The following is an 18,260-nucleotide window of genomic DNA, read 5'->3' as shown; positions in this document are numbered from 1 at the left end:
TAGCTAGATATCTATAAGCTGTTGCAGCACAACAAAAGAAATAAAATTTGGTTCTTCGTTATTACCCACAACCTCGATCATTACTCATGGTGATTGGCTACTTGACATTAGTATTGTTAATTTTTTCCAAATTTGGTTCCGTTAGAACAACAAACTTTCCACTTTTTACTATAATCATTATATATTTTCTTTTTATTTCTCTACTATTTTTGTCAAACATAAGCTTTTCGCCAGATGTGTTATTTGATAAAACCCTAACATTTGGTAAACTGCCCAAAATTGTTGCCTTAGATAGATGCGAAGATTGTTTGAAAGACTCAATAAAAACCTGGGTAGCGTCAAAGCTAGTTGCAGTGTTCCAACTAATCGGAGCTTTCCATTGGTTTTCAGCTTTTTGTGCAAAGCTCTTTGATTTTGGTGCGTCGCGAAACCAAGGTACAGCTACAACCAAACCTTCTACAGCATCACCACCTTCTTCTAAAATTTGATTGCTATAAAGAGAAGCACCTCCTAACAATTTGACTTCTTGTTTTTGTTGTGGTATTTGCATCTCGAGCCATTCCTTGTGAGCTTTAGCAATTGTAATTGCCGCTGGCAGATGCTGCGTATCTGGAAACAATAACATTGCCTGTGGTTGATATTGATCGAGCAGACTCTTGATTTTGTATTCATTGAAGCTTGGATCAGCTAAGTTAATACATGGTTTACCAGCTATTTGACCATTAACTCTTTCAAACTGATTTCTAAACTCTTCTCTTATACTGTTACTGTATGGGTCATTCGGATTACAGAAAATTACTGCTTTTTTTAATTTAAGTTTCAAGGCATATTCAGCTAAATCTTTACCAGTTTCTTCATCTGAATCAACGGTTCTAAAGAAGACTGGGCTTTGTAAGGTTGTGCTACTACTAGTGGGTGAGATAACAGCTAAATTAGCTGCTTCATATATGTTTAACGCTGCTTTAGTAACATGGCTAGAACTGTGTCCTATAACTCCTAGTATTGATTTTTGTTTTACTAGTTCTTCAGCTACGACTTTTGCTGTATTTTCTTGGTTGGCATCGTCAGCAATTATAATTTCTAGTAATCGACCGTTTAATCCGCCTTGTTCATTAAACTGATTTTGTGCTTGTGCTATGCCACGTAAAATTTCTTGAGCAAGATCAGTTCTGTTTGTTGCAGGTACTACAGTTGCCAAAGTTAAAGGATTACCTTGTTTAATGGCACGAGCATTATTTTGATAAATTAGTACCTCAGGGTCATTAAGATTAGTCTTAACAGCTTGTTTAAAGTATTTTTCAGCATCTATGTAATTCTTATTGTTAAAGCTGTCAATACCTTGGTCGCGATCGCTATTTTGTATGCCTGGAAATAAAGTGCGATCGCCTCTACTAATTCTAACCTTACTATCAACTGGATCAACAGCAATCTTTCTACAGATAATACCTAAATATTTTTCTTGTCCTACTGGACAAGTATTGAATAGATGACTAAAAGATAGACTTCCAGTAACACCAACCAACGCTAAGATTACCAGTGAAATTGATAACTGTGAAATTGGTAATCTCACAACTTGCCTCAGCATATCGGCGGCAATGTTTTTTCTCTTAGCTTGAAAAGCTTTGATTTCTAGTAGTTTTTGTTGAGCTAAACTACTTGTAGGTTCAATCAGTAAAATTTTTTCGTACTGCTGTTTCGCTTTCGTAAAATTCCTATCAGTTATTAACCGATGTCCATATTGATCTAAAGCTCGTATAAGTTCTTGTTGATAGCTTACCGGATCTACTTTATAGGCTCGCTCGTAAAGTTCTAAAGCTTTGTCAAACTTTTTAACCTGCAAGTATTTTTCTGCTAACTCCACTACAGTGCTGAAATGATTGGGATTTAGCTGCAAAACTTGTTCGTAAAAACTTAATGCATTTTCCTGTTTACTTTCTTGCCAAAAACGACGAGCTAAATTCAACACCGACTCAACATTTTCTGTCTCCAGTGTTTCTAAACTCCATATTTCATCCCTTATTTGATGACGCTTCAATATCCAGTGACGGACTAACTCTACTTTTAATTTGATAGGATTATTATCTAAAAACCCTTTATTAATTAGTAGTTGAATAGCTTCTTCTAAAGAATCAGTTAGTACAAATCCATAGGCTTCAAGTAGCTTTAAAGGATCTTCTAATTTATTTTGTTTTTGAGCTTCAGCAACTGCTGAAATCACTACTTTTTCGGAAATACTCAGCCCATCCCAAAGCCCACCTAATCCACCTTCAGCGCTCTCGATTGCCTCGTCTAATACATCACTCACAAAGGCAGGTATAACTACTGAATAACCTTCACGCATTGCTAGATTGAAGATTTCATAACACAATATTTGTGTATAAAAGGGATGCCCTGATGAATATTTAATAATTTCTTCTATCGCTCTTGATTGATATTTCAAAGCATTATTAGCAGGCTCAATAATCAGGCGTTCTGCGCTTTTATTATCTAATAAACCTATTACGCGAAATGGTGCAACTCTCAATGATTGCAGCGCATTTGATTGCAGCAAATCTGGGTTAGCATTGAGATATCGCCCAACTACCGCAATCACAAATAATTCTTCATGTCGCCTAACTAAATTTTCTAAAAAACGTAAAAATTCTGAAGCTTGTTCTGTATCGTTTTGAGTTACAACATCAAACTCATCTAACAACAACACCAGCTTTTTCAGCTTTTTATTGTCTAGTGCATCGTAAACTAGCGGTAGTACTCTATTGTTGATAATTGCACGAATATCTACATCTATACTTAATAAAATATTTAGTTTAGTTATATCTAGGTTAAGAAGTCTAAAAATATCATTAAATATCGCATACAAAATTTCACCTAAACTTGCATGAATATGAGTTTGCAAATCGCAATGCACGAAGAAAAATTCATCTTGAGATACAACAAGAGGAATATTTTTTAAAACAGAAGATTTACCTATACGTCGCTGACCGTATAGTAAGATAAATTGTGCATTCTGTTGCAAACTATCTTCTATGTCTTTAAATATAGTTTCTCTCCCAAAAAGTTTTTCTGGTATTTCAACTGGAGTACCGATAATATAAGGGTTTCTTCTGCGATCTTCCATATGATTTTTTCGGCTATTACTTTCACTAAACTACAAAAAAACTAATTATTTTTTCGACTATAGGATAAATAAATTTTAGAGATGATATAACATCTTTTCTATGATTTCCTACCCAAACAATGGCATTTTTCATGTTCTCAGCTTGCTGATGACTCATGAGATTGAGAAATTCTTTCTGCCTTTTTTTCAATGAATCTTCATCAGAATTCCAAATTTCTTGAATTACCCATTTTTCCATCAATGATGAAGTAAATAAATAAGAAATATCGCCGTTGTTAGCTGTACGTTTAATGACACCCTGTTCCTCTAGGTTGGTCAAATTTCGTTCGCTTTGGGTAAAAATTAGGTCAACATCTTTTAAGTCATATCGTCTTTTTTCCAGACGACCTCTCAATTTTGCCAAAGCCATCAACATCAATAAATTTTGGTCTTTATTATTACACCTTTGCCAAGTACTATCAAAAAACTGTTGAGTACTACTTTCAAATTCCCTAACAAATTCTTCTACCTGGGGCGATGTATTATTGCGTAACTCTTGATATACCAAAAAACTAGCAATTTGTAGCAGAGATGGGTGTCCCCCAGCAATTTCTTCTATTGCTTGCCGTAATTCTGTTGTGATTGGTTTATTAAATGGTTGCAGTAGTTGTTCTATTTCCGTGTGATCAAATGGTTTAATTTGTCGAAATAAATAATGGTTATACCACGGTGAAGCATTAGGATTAAGACGTGGCCCAAGATCATTGAGGCGTTTTTTAGAAGTGACAATGATTGAGAGATTCCGTTTTGGTTCTGAGTAAACAGCCAAGTTACGGCATTCACTCAAGAATTGTTGCACATTCTCTTGTGAGTATTCCTGGCTTTGAGTAAGAGCCACATCGTAGTCATCTACCAGCAATACTAAGAATTTTCCTCTTTGAGCAAGTTCTCCTAATAGCTGACGCAGACTATCTCTAGATGCTCGACTCTCTGTTATAAGAGTATTGATCTTAGCTTGCAATTCTGGTTCAGTATCCAGATTATCCTTCAGTAAGCTAAGTAATTTTTTCCAAAAGCCGGAGGGAGTAAAAGGCTCAACTTCCTCGCAACTAAAGCGCACTATTACTGCTATCGATGAATCTAGTCCATGCTGTTTCCAAGTATCAGGAGAAGCCAGTTTCACCAAAAAGGAAGTTTTTCCTGTTCCCAATCCGCCCCATACTGCCAAGTGACTGCGATGATGGATCTGATCAAAGGCTGCTGCTATGAGAGAGTTTCTCCCTACGAATCTTTCTGGGACAATGGGAGTTCCAACAACGAAAGGATTTTGTGAGTTTGGATACATTCCGATTTCCTTAGTTGTATGTTGTATGATATTTGACGTTGATTTTTTAGTCTTGTATATTTGCAGGATGGCGATATTGATGGTTTTGTAGAATGGGCGTTTACCCATCTTTTAATTATTGGACACGCAAAATGCCCGTCCCACAACCACTCTAAAATTGTGTAACGTCGAATTTTTATAGGAAAGTAAGTATATTAAAATATTACATGATTGCTGGGTATGTTTTACGCGTCAAGAACCCTGTTTCTTCAAGCAAGGTAGGCAAAAAAGTTTGGCGCAAAAGCTAAAAAACTGTCGCTGAGAGTAAATTGATATATTTGAAGCTTTGCGAAAGTAAGGTTAAAATCGCTAGCAAAGTGTAAATCTGAAGTGGAACTATGAAAACTGCTGAAAAATTGGCCGCAGCTTGGCTACTGACAATGGGATTCATGTTTGTAACTCTATCAGCAGCAGAGGTATTTAATAAAACGACTATGGAAAAATCAATCACGCTACCCTTAGCTTGGGATGGTTCGATTGAGTTCTCACAAACAAATACCCCTGTAATTGATGATACTACAGTAGAACGTCTAATTTTTGGCATTCCTACCCTAACATTGGGCACATGGTTAGCGTTGGGATTATACCGTCAAAGCCGACAGGAGAAAAAAGCTCTTAATCAACAAATTAGCGATCGCCTGCAATCGATTTTTTATAAAATGCTACAAGAAAATCATGGGCGCATAACTGTATTAGGCTTTGCCATGCAGTCACAATTACCCGCAGCCCATGCTAGGCAATATTTAGATGAAAAAGCTAAAGACTTCAATGCAAACTTTAAAGTGAACGAAGAAGGGGCTGTATCATATCATTTTGATGTCTAATTGTCATTTGTCCTTTGTTATTTGTCCTTTGTTATTAACTAATGACTAATGACCAAGGACCAATGACTAATGACTAATAATTAACTTACGGCTAAGTCTAATGACGCAGATTTTTTTGAGCGTAGCTGCCATTTTAGGCGGTTTGTCAGTTGCTGCTGGTGCTTTTGCTTCCCATGCGTTGCGGGAAAAAATTAGTGAGCGATCGCTAGAAATTTTTGAAACTGGCGCTCGTTACCAAATGTATCATGCTCTGGCACTTTTTCTCGTAGCACTACTAATTAGTCGCACCGAATTTCCTCAACCCACTCTCATAGCTAGTGGATGGCTGTTTATCATTGGCATTGCTATTTTCTCAGGTAGCTTGTACGCTCTTAGCTTAACCGGTATTAAATCTTTAGGAGCGATCGCACCACTAGGCGGCGCAGCATTTCTTGCTGGTTGGGGTACTTTAGCTTTTGCTGCTTGGACTTTGAAGTTGTAAAGTAACAAAAATATTTTCTTACAAACAAAGTTATGAATTATGAGTGAAAAACTCATAATTCATAGTTCCTCGTTCTCAGGCGTACCAACAAATTATGCAAATCCGTATTCGCTGAAGGTACTTCGGGTAATGGACTAGACTGATATGCCTCCTGCAACTTATTACGCAGACGTTCATATTCTATTTGATGAAAAGCTACATTAATATCTGACAAAATAGACTTTTCTGCACCTCCTAATTTGTGGGCAATTAAATCAGGAATATATGGTAAATTAAAAAACTCATTCAGCTTAATTAAATTAACTTCAATTATGCCTGTTTGCATCAGATGAATTCCAGTCAATAGAACTCGATAAACATAAAGTAATGGTTTGATACGATGCGTCTCTTCTTTATTAAAAAGTTTCCATTGTGTTGCAGCAAAACCAAGATAGTGGTAACTATGGTGACGGGTAATGCAATTTTTAGCAATAAATTTTAACTCTTCATGTTCGGGTGAACTAGCTAATATTAAAGGTGAATACAGTTGTTCTAATACGTAACCATTCTTTTTGATGCTACTCAAAAAGAAATTTTTTACATCGTGAGTTACTAAATCAATTTCCAAAGATTCCCGAACTTCTGAAAATTCAATAGTTTCATTCCCAGTCTCTAATCCCACCACTTCTCTAACTGGTAAAATATGCACACCACGCAAGTCATAATCAGAATCAGGTGATGGAAAACCATATAAGTGGGAACCACTGATGATGGCGAATAAAAGCGGGTAAGGCTGTTGCCGAATAATTGTGTTAATTGAAGGTGGAATATTCATAATATACAGTTTACTTGCTTACTCCGTACGCCTGTTTCTTTAGAGCATCTTCTTTTTTCAAGGCTTCAACAAAACTAGGCTCTTGAGAAAAATCACACATCGCGCTAGTCTTCATGGACGTAACTGTACGCTGTAACATTAGGCGATGACAAATCAACTCTCTTTGAAAATTCCCTCTTGCACCTGGAGCCGTCCCATCGGCTTAGGCTGGGACAAACCTTATACCGTTCGCTACGCAAGTAATATCGATGATGGCCCTTGGCATGGTATGCCTTTGGGTGGCTTTGGTGCAGGTTGCATCGGTCGTTCTTCACGGGGAGATTTTAATCTGTGGCACATCGATGGCGGTGAACATACCTTCAAAAACGTTCCCGCTTGTCAATTCAGTGTGTTTGAATCCAATAGCACATCTTCTCAAGCCTACGCTTTGTCTACGCAAGCGCCCGATGATGGCACTCTCAAAGCTTGGCAATGGTATCCAACAACTCCCGGTACAGAGGGGACAGGTAATTATCACGCACTATATCCACGTAGCTGGTTTGTGTATGAAAATGTATTTCAAGCACAGTTGACTTGTGAGCAGTTCTCCCCAATCTGGGCAGGTAATTACCAAGAAACTAGTTACCCTGTGGCAATATTCCTCTGGAATGCCCACAACCCAACAGATGCACCCATTACTCTGGGCATCATGCTGACTTGGCAAAATATGGTGGGCTGGTTTACAAATGCCCTCAAATCTCCCGAAGTGCGGGTGCGCGATGATGGTAGTCCGGTTTACGAATACCAACCACGCTGGTGCGAAAGTCAAGGAAACTATAACCAGATAGTTGAAAATACACAACAGTTTGGTTGTGTTTTAGGTCGGGTTAATAGTGATAAACCTTTGCAAGAAGGTGACGGAACTTGGTGTATTGCGACGCTGAAGCATCCCCAGGTGGAAGTATTTCACCACAGCCGATGGAATTCTGAAGGAGCGGGTAATGAGGTGTGGCAAAGCTTTGCTAAAGATGGTTCTTTGCCTAATTATCTAGATACGACAGCAACAGAGAATACACAATTAGGGGCTGCGATGGCTACGCCGGCCGCAGGCATCGCACTCCGTTTTACTCTCCAACCAGGCGAAACTCTCGAAATCCCCTTTGTCCTTGCTTGGGATTTGCCGATCACAGAATTTGCCGCCGGAGTCAACTATTATCGCAGATATACAGACTTTTTTGGTAAAAGCGGAAACAACGCCTGGGCGATCGCATCGACTGCCCTACAAGAATACCAAACCTGGCGATCGCAAATTCAAACTTGGCAAAAACCCATTCTCGACCAGGAAGATTTACCCAACTGGTTTAAAATGGCTTTATTTAATGAGCTTTATGACCTCACTAGCGGCGGTACTCTCTGGAGTACAGCATCAGAACTTGACCCCATCGGTCAGTTTGCGGTGCTGGAATGCCTAGATTACCGTTGGTATGAAAGTCTAGATGTGCGATTATACGGCTCTTTTGCCCTACTGATGCTGTTTCCAGAACTAGAAAAGTCGGTGATCAGGGCATTTGCAAGGGCGATTCCTCAAGGTGATGATACACCCCGGATAATTGGCTATTACATGACAATTAAGGCAGAAAGCCCGATCGCTGTTCGCAAAGTTGCAGGTGCGACACCCCACGATTTAGGCGCACCGAATGAACACGTTTGGGAGAAAACCAACTACACCAGCTATCAAGACTGCAATTTGTGGAAAGATTTGAGTAGTGATTTTGTCTTGCAAGTATACCGTGATTTTCTGCTCACGGGTGCTGATGATGTAGAATTCCTGGCAGATTGCTGGGATGCGATCGTTCAAACCCTGGACTACCTGAAAACTTTTGACATTGATGGCGATGGGATTCCTGAAAATTCTGGTGCGCCTGACCAAACCTTTGATGATTGGCGGTTACAGGGTGTCAGCGCCTATTGTGGAGGGTTATGGTTAGCGGCGCTAGAGGCTGCGATCGCAATTAGCGATATTTTATTAACTTACCAGACAGGTGACACAGCAGAGTTAGCGGCGCAAAAGTCCACTTATGAAACTTGGTTACAACAATCTCTTCCTATTTACCAAGAAAAACTCTGGAATGGGCAATATTACAAACTTGATAGTGAAAGTGGTTCTGATGTGGTGATGGCAGATCAATTATGCGGACAATTTTACGCTCGTCTGCTGGACTTACCTGATATTGTACCGAGCGATCGCGCTCTCTCTGCCCTAAAAACTGTTTATGAGGCGTGCTTTTTGAAATTCTGTAATGGTGAGTTTGGTGCTGCTAATGGTGTTCGTCCTGACGGTTCACCAGAAAACCCCAAAGCTACTCATCCCCTAGAAGTTTGGACAGGGATAAACTTTGGGCTGGCGGCTTTTCTTGTACAGATGGGAATGAAAGATGAAGCGTTTAAGTTGACGCAAGCTGTGGTGCAGCAAATTTATGACAATGGTCTGCAATTTCGCACTCCTGAAGCTATTACCGCAGCTGGTACTTTCCGCGCTAGCACTTACTTACGAGCAATGGCAATTTGGGGAATTTACTTAGTTATTAATTGATTTGCAATCAAAGCGGTTCTCGCCTTGATGCAATAAACGTAGAGGCGCACAGCTATCATGCGTGTCAACTCAACGTGAAAGCCAATCTAGAACAAGCTTTTATCGTAATACGCTTGGGTTAAGCATTTTCTTATTCTCTCTGTGTACTCTGCGCCTCTGCGGTTAGTTAAAAAAATTGACTTTGACAAAGAGTTTTAACCTTAACCCAAGCATATTGGTCTTTATCTGAGAAAGCAAAGTCTAAATTTGTGATTGTATTTTCCAAGTGTTTCCGGAAGCGAAGGAAAATTTCAGTAATGGTAAGAGTTGAAGCATTGAGAATTCAAGACTACTCTATGCCGACTTTATCTTTGTTTTAGACCAAGGTATTCTTGTTGAGCAAGGCACTGATTGCAAACTCATAAAAATTGGTAGTTTTTACTAGTATTTAGCCTAGCTGCCACAGCACCCGTAATCTCAACTCTATAAAAGTTTTAAAGATTAAGATACATATAGGACTCAGATTTTATTTTTGAAATCTATCTAGGGTGTGTTAGCAATAACGGAACTCACCAAAATCTTAAAATGGTGCATTGCGTTCCGTTAACACACTCTACAAGACTACTTATTTTTAAAAAAAATTTATAATTACTATAAAATTTACTGTTGAATAAACTTAACAACCTTATGTGTTAGTTAACTTTATCACTACCACTAATTTTCCTAATATTTTATCTACTTAATCTGTTACATATTTTTTAGTAAAAGCATTTTGCTATAAATATTTGGCTTGATTTAAATTGATCATGATTAAAACAACCTATCTTTATCCCCACTGATCAGTATTTTTTTAAACTAGGCTATCTATCATTACTAACTGATAATCATGAAATAATTCACGATCAGTTTACAGTAATTTTATTTATATAAGCTGAAGCTGTATTTTTTGGAAATCAAAGAATATATCAGTCCTAAATGAGACGCAAGAATAAAAAAAGGCTGTAATCCTTGTAAAATAAGGATTTTTATCTCGGTATTTTCTCATGAATGATTCCGGATTGCTATATAGGGATAACAAATATAATTATCTTATCGAACTTATTAAAAAAATATGTTCAATGCTAGGGCTGCGAACGTTTTTTATTGTTTGGATTTTACTATTTTTATAAGTTGTTTTACATTATAGTTAATGGTAGTATTTTCTAAGGACTCGACAATAATAAATGGTTTAAATTGAGATTGTATGGGGGGTCACACCCCTCATGAATTAGCAAAGGAGGACAAAATTAAAAGTTGCACAAGACGCAAGTACGTGTCTAAATACATTCAGTAAATTTAGCTTAAAATCTACTAAATTAGTAGATGACATTAACGACAAAAAATAGTATAAATACGAATGGCATCGTTAAAGCTCAAAGATAAATAAATTTTTCCCACTACTCAAAAAAATATGGAAATTTGCCGGAAAATGCTTAATTAAGCAGTAGTAAGAAATACAGGCGTTTTAACAGATAAAGTTTATTGAACTAGGAGTTGAGAAAGTTTCAGAGAACAAAACTGCATCTACCAAGAGCTACGCCGAGACTTTTGTCCTACCAGTTAGATGAGAAGACAAAAGATAAATTTTTACCTTTCACTTCCTAACAAGCTATAAGCACAGTTTCCTCAATTCATCAGAGGGAATCTGGATAGTTAGGACTGAGCAGCCAACAAACTTGATTAAAAACTTGATTGTTTTTAATCAAACGTTAGTCATGAAAAAAATCATCAGGTCAAATGCAGTCGAAACCTCAAGCCAAGGGGATAGTTCAGGAATGAATCTATATAATTTGTATCCCTACTACAAGCTAGCTCTTGCCACAACTAGTTTACTAGGGGAGTTATCAGCCAAAATTACTAAAACTCTGCTCAATAGCGCCAAGGTAAAGCTTAAACAGCAGAGAAGTTTCAGCCTGTATCTTTACCATTCAAAGCTACGAGAGCCAATCAGAGTTTGGGAAAATTATGTACGCGTCTGTTGATTGATAGATTTTATCCTTCGTCAACATCCAACACCGCCAAATTGCTGAGAATTTCCTGAAAGCGATTCAACAGCTACAAAAAGGTTAGTGCAGTTTGTAACCCTCAATTGAAACACTAACAATCGCAGAAATTTAACTAGTTTACTTCATTCAAGATAACTAAACACTATGATGAATCAAGACATTGCTGGTATTAGTAGTAACTTAGATACAACAGTCAAGGCTCAACAATTTGACAAAGTAGTTGAAGCAATTATTGCTGGAAAATACTCCTGGGCATGTGTTTTAATGCTACGTTTTGCTGGTTATAATCCTCTCCATTACATTCCGTACCGTACCTACAATCGCTTGCTCAAAGAAAATTCTCAAACCAATAGAACAAAACAACAGCAAAGTGAAAATATAAAAATGCTGAAAGATTCAAGACCTGCTTATCTTGAGGTAGTTGGAAAGCAAAAACCAGAAGGTAGCCAAGATATTTCCTTGAAACGCTGTGGAGTGAATTAAAAACAATTTGGAATCCACAGATTCTGTCTTAAAGTTGATTGAGTGTCTGAGAGCCTACTATGCTAATTTAAAATTTTTAGCATGGTATGTTTTCTATAACAGTGATTAATTTAATATTTTTTTGCAGAAATGTGCCAAAATGGCAAATATGTACTGATGATATTGGTAAACTAATAACAACTACAACTTAAACCAAAACAGAGGTGATTGGCGGCAAACAGGTTAATTTTAATAAATAAAATCAATGATTAGTTCTGACTATGAAATCAATCAAACTGATTACAAAAGTAGTCAGCATTTCATGGAGTAAATAACTCCTATATAAAGGAAGACCAACGATACAACCGTTGCTACTGGTGGTTCTTTTTCTGAGAAAGTTTTAGCAAGGAGAATTTGGGGAGGTGGATTCCCCCAATCTAAATTTTACACAGCTTTCATCGACTGCAGACGATGGGAGTAATGCTAATAAAAATTTCTATCCTGTGGTTGGTGTTGCTTTAGTTAAATATTGCAAACGCTTAACACCAATAACAGGAACGGAAACAGAAAAGTTACGGTAAAATCGTTGTCCTGGCTGGTAAAACTATTAGGTCATACGCTTCTCTTTCGACTATTGTAGTCCTAGTCCTCCCAACTTGGATTATCTCTGCTTTCTAAATTTTCAATTTATGTAGAAACAACTGGAAGTTCAAAATTTGAATAGCTTCCAGTTTTTTATGTGTAAATAAAAATAGGGTGAGCAATTTGCTCACCCTACTTTTTGTAGAGAATGGTTAATCCAAAAATGAATTAAACCTTAGCTAATTCCGGGGTAGGACGCTTGCTATTGCGAATTGATGTAATAGCCTCAGCATAATCCTTAGCGTTAAATACAGCTGAACCTGCGACAACTGCATTAGCTCCCGCTTCCAAAACTTGCCAGGTATTATTTGCCTTGAGTCCTCCATCCACTTCAATCCAAGGGTCAAGACCGCGTTCATCACACATTTGACGCAGCTTGCGGATTTTGGGTAATACACCAGGGATAAAGCTTTGACCACCAAAACCAGGGTTGACGCTCATAATCAGTACTAAATCGCACAAATCTAGAACGTATTCAATTAGCTCTAGAGGGCTACCAGGATTAAGTACAACTCCAGCTTTCTTACCAAGTTCTTTAATTTGCCCCAAGGTGCGGTGCAAGTGTGGGGAAGCATTATGCTCGCAGTGTACGGTGATATGATCTGCACCTGCCTTAGCAAAATCCTCTACATACTTTTCTGGCTCCACAATCATCAAGTGGACATCTAGTGGCTTGGTTGTAATCGGACGAATCGCCTCCACAATCAGAGGGCCTATTGTAATATTGGGTACAAAACGACCGTCCATTACATCAACATGAATCCAATCTGCTCCAGCCGCGTCTATGGCGCGAATTTCGTCACCCAGACGACTAAAATCGGCTGATAAAATAGATGGAGCAATTACAATGGGCTTTTGAGATCGGTTTTGGGTCATGGCTAGTGGGTTTTAAGCGTCCTCGTCTGTACGCATTGTAACAAAACATTGAGCAAGACTCATAACTTTGATCCCGGATTTTTTGGGAGTGGGGAGTAGGGAATGGGGGAGAATAATAACTTCTAACTCTTGACCAATGACTAATGACTAATGACTAATAACAAATGACTAAAAAACTAACCTGGATAATTTGGGGATTAAGTGCTTCTTGTCTGAGTGCGCCGGTAATTGCTTCGGCTTTAGAATCTGCTCTAGGAACTAATGGTATTGATGCTCTAAGGCTACATCAAGCTCCTTATAATTTAATCGGTCGCAAGATTGCTATTGGTCAGGTGGAAATTGGCCGACCTGGAATGTTTGGGTGGGATAAGGCGGTGTCTAAAAACCGTGCCATTTCTTTAGCGGGAGTCTTCTTACGCAATGGGCCAGCTAAATCAAATAGTGGTGTTGACCCCCACGCTTATAATGTTGCTGGGATGATGGTGAGCCAAGACAAGGCTTTGCCGGGAGTTGCTCCAGGAGCGCGACTGTATTCATCTGCGGTGGGTTCCACTAAAACTATGGGTCAGCCAGAAGAGTGCTTATCAGCCCAGTACGTAGCCCTACAAAATGGTGGCGATGTCCGTGCCATTAACTTTAGCTTTGGTGAACCTCTGACCCGCGATCCTAGACCAGAGGCTACTTTAGATGGTAATGCTTTACTAACTTTATGTGTTGACTGGTCTAGTCGCGTTCATGATGTTTTGTATGCGATCGCAGGCAATCAAGGTAAGGGGGGTATTCCTATTCCTACAGATAACTTTAACGGAATAAACGTGGCTTTTTCATCTCGCCGAGGGGGAGTTTTTAACAAAGTAGATGTGGCTAATCTGGCGGGTGCTAACCAAGGAGTGAGCGGAAGGCTAGCTGGAAAGGAATTTAATCTTGATGACCGTCGTGCTATCAGTTTAGTTGCTCCTGGGAATAACATTCCTTTGCTCAATCCAGATGGCAAAGTGAACAAGGTTACAGGTACTAGTTTTGCAGCGCCTCAAGTTACGGCTAGTGTTGCTCTGTTGCAAGAATTTGCTGACCGACAGATACGGACAAAACAACCACATTGGAGCATTGATGCTCGCCATCATCAAGTAATAAAAGCTGTATTGCTGAATTCAGCAGACAAAATCCAAGATAGCGGTGATGGCTTGCTGTTGGGAATGAGCCGGACGCTAATTGATAAACAAAATCAAAGTTGGCTAGATTCTGATGCTTATAAAGATCCAAAAATTCCTTTGGATGCCCAAATGGGAGCGGGTCATTTAAATGTATTTCGCGCTTATCAGCAACTTAGTAGTGGTCAATGGCAGCCATCAACAACTGTACCTGCCATTGGTTGGGATTATCGCACAGTCAATGCTGGAGCGTCTGTTGACTATATATTAGCAAAACCGTTAAAACAGGGGAGTTTTGTTGCTGTTACTCTGAGTTGGGATCGATTGGTAGAACTCAACGATAAAAATAAAAACCAGCAATATGACTTAGGCGAAAATTTCCGCGATCGCGGTTTGAATAATCTTGACCTGTACTTAGTAAAAGCTAATGCTCAAAATTCAGATGCTGGTGCTGTTTGCTCCTCAATCAGCCAAATCGATAGTGTAGAACATATTTTCTGCCCTGTTGCTGCTGCTGGCAATTATAAAATTCGCGTCCAGTTTCGTCAAAAGTTAAATGAAGTGACTCAACCCTATAGTTTAGCTTGGTGGAGTGTACCTATCAATTGAAATAGGGTATCACAACTTTTATCTGTGTCAACTTAGAGCGTTTTTCATTTATTTAAATAACACTCCTCTGTAGGGTAGCACAGCCGTGTATCTCTACAAAAGTTTGGTATTTCGTGAACTAAAAAGCTTGATTTTATCTTTAAAAATCAAGAGCGCTGGTTATTTCGTGGTTAAGTAGTTTACAATACTTTTATAGATAAATAGGAAAATTCCTAAGAATCGAGATTTTTATAATTCGTCTGTATCGCCGCCTCAATTAGGAATTAGCAACTTTAATAAGTTGTGTTTAATTCCTCTGAGTTAATAACTTGCTGTTACAGTTTCTGTAACAGTCCCATTTTTCTATTGGAGCAAATGCAATAGTTAATCATTGACACAGTGTCTGCGTCACCCATGGTCACAGTTCGGGAATCTTTCGCAAGTGAGGTGGTAAAATGAATCCGCAGAAATATAGTAGTATGAGAGAAAATTTCATGCAAAGACGTTACGGCGTTAGCCTGGGCAGACGCTATGCTATGACAGCCGCAAGTGTTGTTTTATGCAGTGTATTAGGGTATTCTCAAGTCGATAGTAATAAAAGTGTCCTTGCCCAATCTGGTTTACTTCAACCAGAAACTCCATTGCAAAAAAAAACACTCAAGACTGATACCAAACTTGTTGAGTCTAGCAATAAGTTTGGCTTCAAACTCTTTTCAGAAGTTCTGAAAAAGGATCGAGATCAGAAGAATGTTTTTATCTCACCTTCGAGTGTTGCGATCGCTTTAGCTATGACCTACAACGGCGCTAGCGGCACGACTCAACTAGCGATCGCAAAAACCCTGGAATTACAGGGGCTGAATCTAGCAGAAATCAACTCTTCTTACGCGGCGGCATTAAAGCAGCTTTTAGACAATTCTGATCCGAAAGTACAACTGAATATTGCTAACTCACTTTGGGCAAATCAAAATTTTAGCTTTCAGCCAGACTTTCTCCAAAGAATACAGTATTTCTATAAAGCTAAGGTCAGCAATCTAAATTTTCAAGATCGCGCAACACCTAGTATTATCAATAACTGGGTAAAAGATAATACTAATGGCAAAATTGATAAGATAATTGAAAAAATTGATCCAAGTCAGGTATTGTTTTTAATTAATGCCATCTATTTTAAAGGAAAATGGAGCCAAGAATTTGATAAAAGTCAAACTGCTCAATACCCTTTTTATACCACATCTGGCAAGCCAAAACAACACCCGATGATGTCACAAGATGGTGACTATAGATATTATGAAAGCAAACAGTTTCAAGCGGTTAGTTTACCTTACGGCAAAGATGGTAAATTCAGCTTTTATATTTTCCTGCCGAAACAAAACTCTAACCTGAAAGCCTTCTATCAAAACTTGAATGTTGAGAACTGGGATAAATGGATGACTCAGTTCAGCAAACAAAAAGGGTTTATTCGCTTACCCCGCTTTAAAAGTGAGTATGATGTTACTCTCAACGATGCCTTAAAAGCTTTAGGTATGGAGGAGGCTTTCAGCAACAAAGCCAATTTTTCAGGCATGGGTAAAAATTTTGCCATCAGCGAAGTTAAGCATAAAACTTTTGTCGAAGTGAACGAAGAAGGTACCGAAGCGGCTGCGGCTACTTCAGTGGGAATAGTCGCAACAGCTTTGAGAGAAGAACCAGAACCATTCCGAATGATTGTTGATCGTCCTTTCTTCTGTGCCATTAGGGATAATCAGACGGGAAGGGTTTTGTTTACGGGTTCCATCATTGACCCACAATGAGGAAGCATGAAGAAAGGTACAAACTAAGCCGAATTGTAGGCAAAAAGTTAGAAACATTCTTTTCGAGATTCACAGCCCGAGAAAAGATACGTCATTGCTCAAACCTCTTCCCTTCATGGCAGAGGTTTTCTCCTATCTCCTTCTCTTTGATAGGTTTCAAGGAATCCTGGTATCAACTATTCAAAAAATGAAGTCTTGAATCCCTTCTGACTTCTGCCTCCTTAAGGTAATGTCGCTTCAGAAATACTTAATGTGTTGTTAGCGTCAGCTTTCGAGGATTGGTTTGCTGCAATAGGTACAGTTATCTCCTCAGTGGCGCACTCGTCTGTCTCGCTGCTTAGGCTCCCAGGACGCAAGGCGCTTAAAGCAGTCTTAATTACAACCGCTGTGGGTACTGCCACAATTACACCCAAGAGTCCGCCAATTCTTGCCCCTGTCAAGACTGAAATTAAAATCCAAACTGGATTTAAACCAGTAAAGCTGCCTAAAATTCGGGGGGCAATTAAGTTTTCGAGAATTTGCTGTACAATTACTGCTGCTATCAAGACTCTCACACCCATTGAAAAATCTTGCAGTGCTACCAATAGTGTAGTCAGGGCGATACCTACAGAACCGCCAAAGGGGACGAGAGCCATCAAACCAATAGTTAGACCAAATAGTAAACCAAATGGCACTTTCAGCCACAAAAAGGTAGGAATCAGGGCTGATGCCATACAGGTAGATAAAATCAACTGGGTGATGAAGAAATTTTGGAAGCTCAGGCGGACTGTTTTGGAAAAAGGATCGCGAAATTTAGAGGGTAACCATTCTACTAAACTTTCCCAGAGTTCACCTCCATGCTGCAAAAGGTAGAAAGTCAAAACCATCGTCAAGAGAATATCTAGCAGGCTAGTAACTGTAACAACTGCCAGATTTAAAACTTGTCCAGCGATCGCTTGCAATTGTCCCTTGACGCGATCATTGATTTGCACTACCAGAGCATCGAGGTTAATCGGTAAACCATAAGTCTCAGCTTTTTCGTTTAATATCATTAACTGAGAGCGTCCAGAGTCGATCAACTCTGGTAAACGAGCCACCAGTTGTTGAGCTTGGGTAAGGGCCAATGGAAAAAGTGTCACACCCAAGGCTAATAAAATCGATAAAGCCAAGAGAAATACTAAAATAGCGACTTGCTCTCGCCTAGCACCATGATGCTCCATCCAGCTCACGGGGTAGTTGAGCAGAAAAGCTAGCACTGAGGCTCCGACTAAAATGACTATGAGAGAATGGAAATAATTAAAAAATACCGAAAGTGCCCAACCATTAAGAACTAGTAGCGGAAGGAATAACGCGATCGCGCCGATTCGCGCTATTGGTGTGAATGTTTGCCACCAGTCGAGTAGCTTGCGTGTCTGCATTTTAAGCTGATTGCTGGATAAAACTAAATGAAATCTTTCTTTACAGATTATTATCTCTAACTATATGAGTCTTATTCATCCTTCTAGTTTAGGAGTTAGACTAACCCAAATGGAAAATTTTAAACCGAAAGAGAATGGGGACTGGGGACTGGGGGAAGAAG

General features: G+C 38.9%; 11 protein-coding genes. 6 read left to right on the top strand and 5 right to left on the bottom strand.

Annotation, left to right across the window (positions count from 1 at the left end):
- Positions 1–97 precede the first annotated feature (97 nt).
- Together ACFE90_RS08170 and ACFE90_RS08165 are read right to left on the bottom strand one after the other, a co-directional pair.
- Positions 98–3,118, bottom strand: coding sequence for an ABC transporter substrate-binding protein (locus ACFE90_RS08170; protein WP_375499389.1), 3,021 nt, complete (start codon positions 3,116–3,118; stop codon positions 98–100).
- Positions 3,119–3,143: 25 nt separating this feature from the next.
- Positions 3,144–4,442, bottom strand: a complete 1,299-nt coding sequence (locus ACFE90_RS08165; RefSeq protein WP_375499387.1) for an AAA family ATPase — start codon at positions 4,440–4,442, stop codon at positions 3,144–3,146.
- A 377-nt stretch (positions 4,443–4,819) separates the two neighbouring features.
- Here ACFE90_RS08165 and ACFE90_RS08160 point away from each other — a divergent pair, with 377 nt between their 5' ends.
- The gene (locus ACFE90_RS08160) at positions 4,820–5,305 is read left to right on the top strand and encodes a hypothetical protein (RefSeq protein ID WP_375499385.1); all 486 of its coding nucleotides are present in this window, start codon (positions 4,820–4,822) and stop codon (positions 5,303–5,305) included.
- Positions 5,306–5,405: 100 nt separating this feature from the next.
- The gene (locus tag ACFE90_RS08155; RefSeq protein ID WP_375499383.1) at positions 5,406–5,786 is read left to right on the top strand and encodes a DUF423 domain-containing protein; all 381 of its coding nucleotides are present in this window, start codon (positions 5,406–5,408) and stop codon (positions 5,784–5,786) included.
- 52 nt (positions 5,787–5,838) lie between these two features.
- Here ACFE90_RS08155 and ACFE90_RS08150 read toward each other — a convergent pair whose 3' ends face one another.
- Complete coding sequence (locus ACFE90_RS08150; protein ID WP_375499381.1) at positions 5,839–6,600, bottom strand: DNA polymerase beta superfamily protein; 762 nt, start codon at positions 6,598–6,600, stop codon at positions 5,839–5,841.
- 145 nt (positions 6,601–6,745) lie between these two features.
- Between ACFE90_RS08150 and ACFE90_RS08145 the strand changes: the two genes are divergently transcribed.
- Both ACFE90_RS08145 and ACFE90_RS08140 read left to right on the top strand, forming a co-directional pair.
- On the top strand, positions 6,746–9,172 hold the full coding sequence (locus tag ACFE90_RS08145; protein ID WP_375499379.1) for a GH116 family glycosyl hydrolase: 2,427 nt from the start codon (positions 6,746–6,748) through the stop codon (positions 9,170–9,172).
- A 2,171-nt stretch (positions 9,173–11,343) separates the two neighbouring features.
- Positions 11,344–11,679, top strand: coding sequence for a HetP family heterocyst commitment protein (locus ACFE90_RS08140; RefSeq protein ID WP_375499439.1), 336 nt, complete (start codon positions 11,344–11,346; stop codon positions 11,677–11,679).
- Between the two features lie 789 nt (positions 11,680–12,468).
- Here ACFE90_RS08140 and rpe read toward each other — a convergent pair.
- Positions 12,469–13,176 (bottom strand): ribulose-phosphate 3-epimerase, encoded by a 708-nt coding sequence (gene rpe, locus ACFE90_RS08135; RefSeq protein WP_273766505.1) that lies wholly within the window; start codon positions 13,174–13,176, stop codon positions 12,469–12,471.
- Positions 13,177–13,340: 164 nt separating this feature from the next.
- Between rpe and ACFE90_RS08130 the strand changes: the two genes are divergently transcribed.
- Positions 13,341–14,936, top strand: a complete 1,596-nt coding sequence (locus ACFE90_RS08130) for a S8 family serine peptidase (protein WP_375499377.1) — start codon at positions 13,341–13,343, stop codon at positions 14,934–14,936.
- Between the two features lie 434 nt (positions 14,937–15,370).
- A complete protein-coding gene (locus ACFE90_RS08125) occupies positions 15,371–16,702 on the top strand; it encodes a serpin family protein (RefSeq protein WP_375499375.1) in 1,332 nt (443 codons plus the stop codon).
- A 221-nt stretch (positions 16,703–16,923) separates the two neighbouring features.
- Here ACFE90_RS08125 and ACFE90_RS08120 read toward each other — a convergent pair whose 3' ends face one another.
- Positions 16,924–18,099 carry an AI-2E family transporter gene (locus ACFE90_RS08120; RefSeq protein ID WP_375499373.1) on the bottom strand — a complete coding sequence of 392 codons (1,176 nt, stop codon included), beginning with the start codon at positions 18,097–18,099 and terminating at the stop codon, positions 16,924–16,926.
- Between the last annotated feature and the right edge of the window lie 161 nt (positions 18,100–18,260).

The sequence above is a fragment of the uncultured Nostoc sp. genome (assembly GCF_964245445.1).
Lineage (GTDB): Bacteria > Cyanobacteriota > Cyanobacteriia > Cyanobacteriales > Nostocaceae > Nostoc.
Note: the sequence above shows the minus strand (reverse complement) of the source record. Positions and strands in the feature narration are given on the sequence as shown.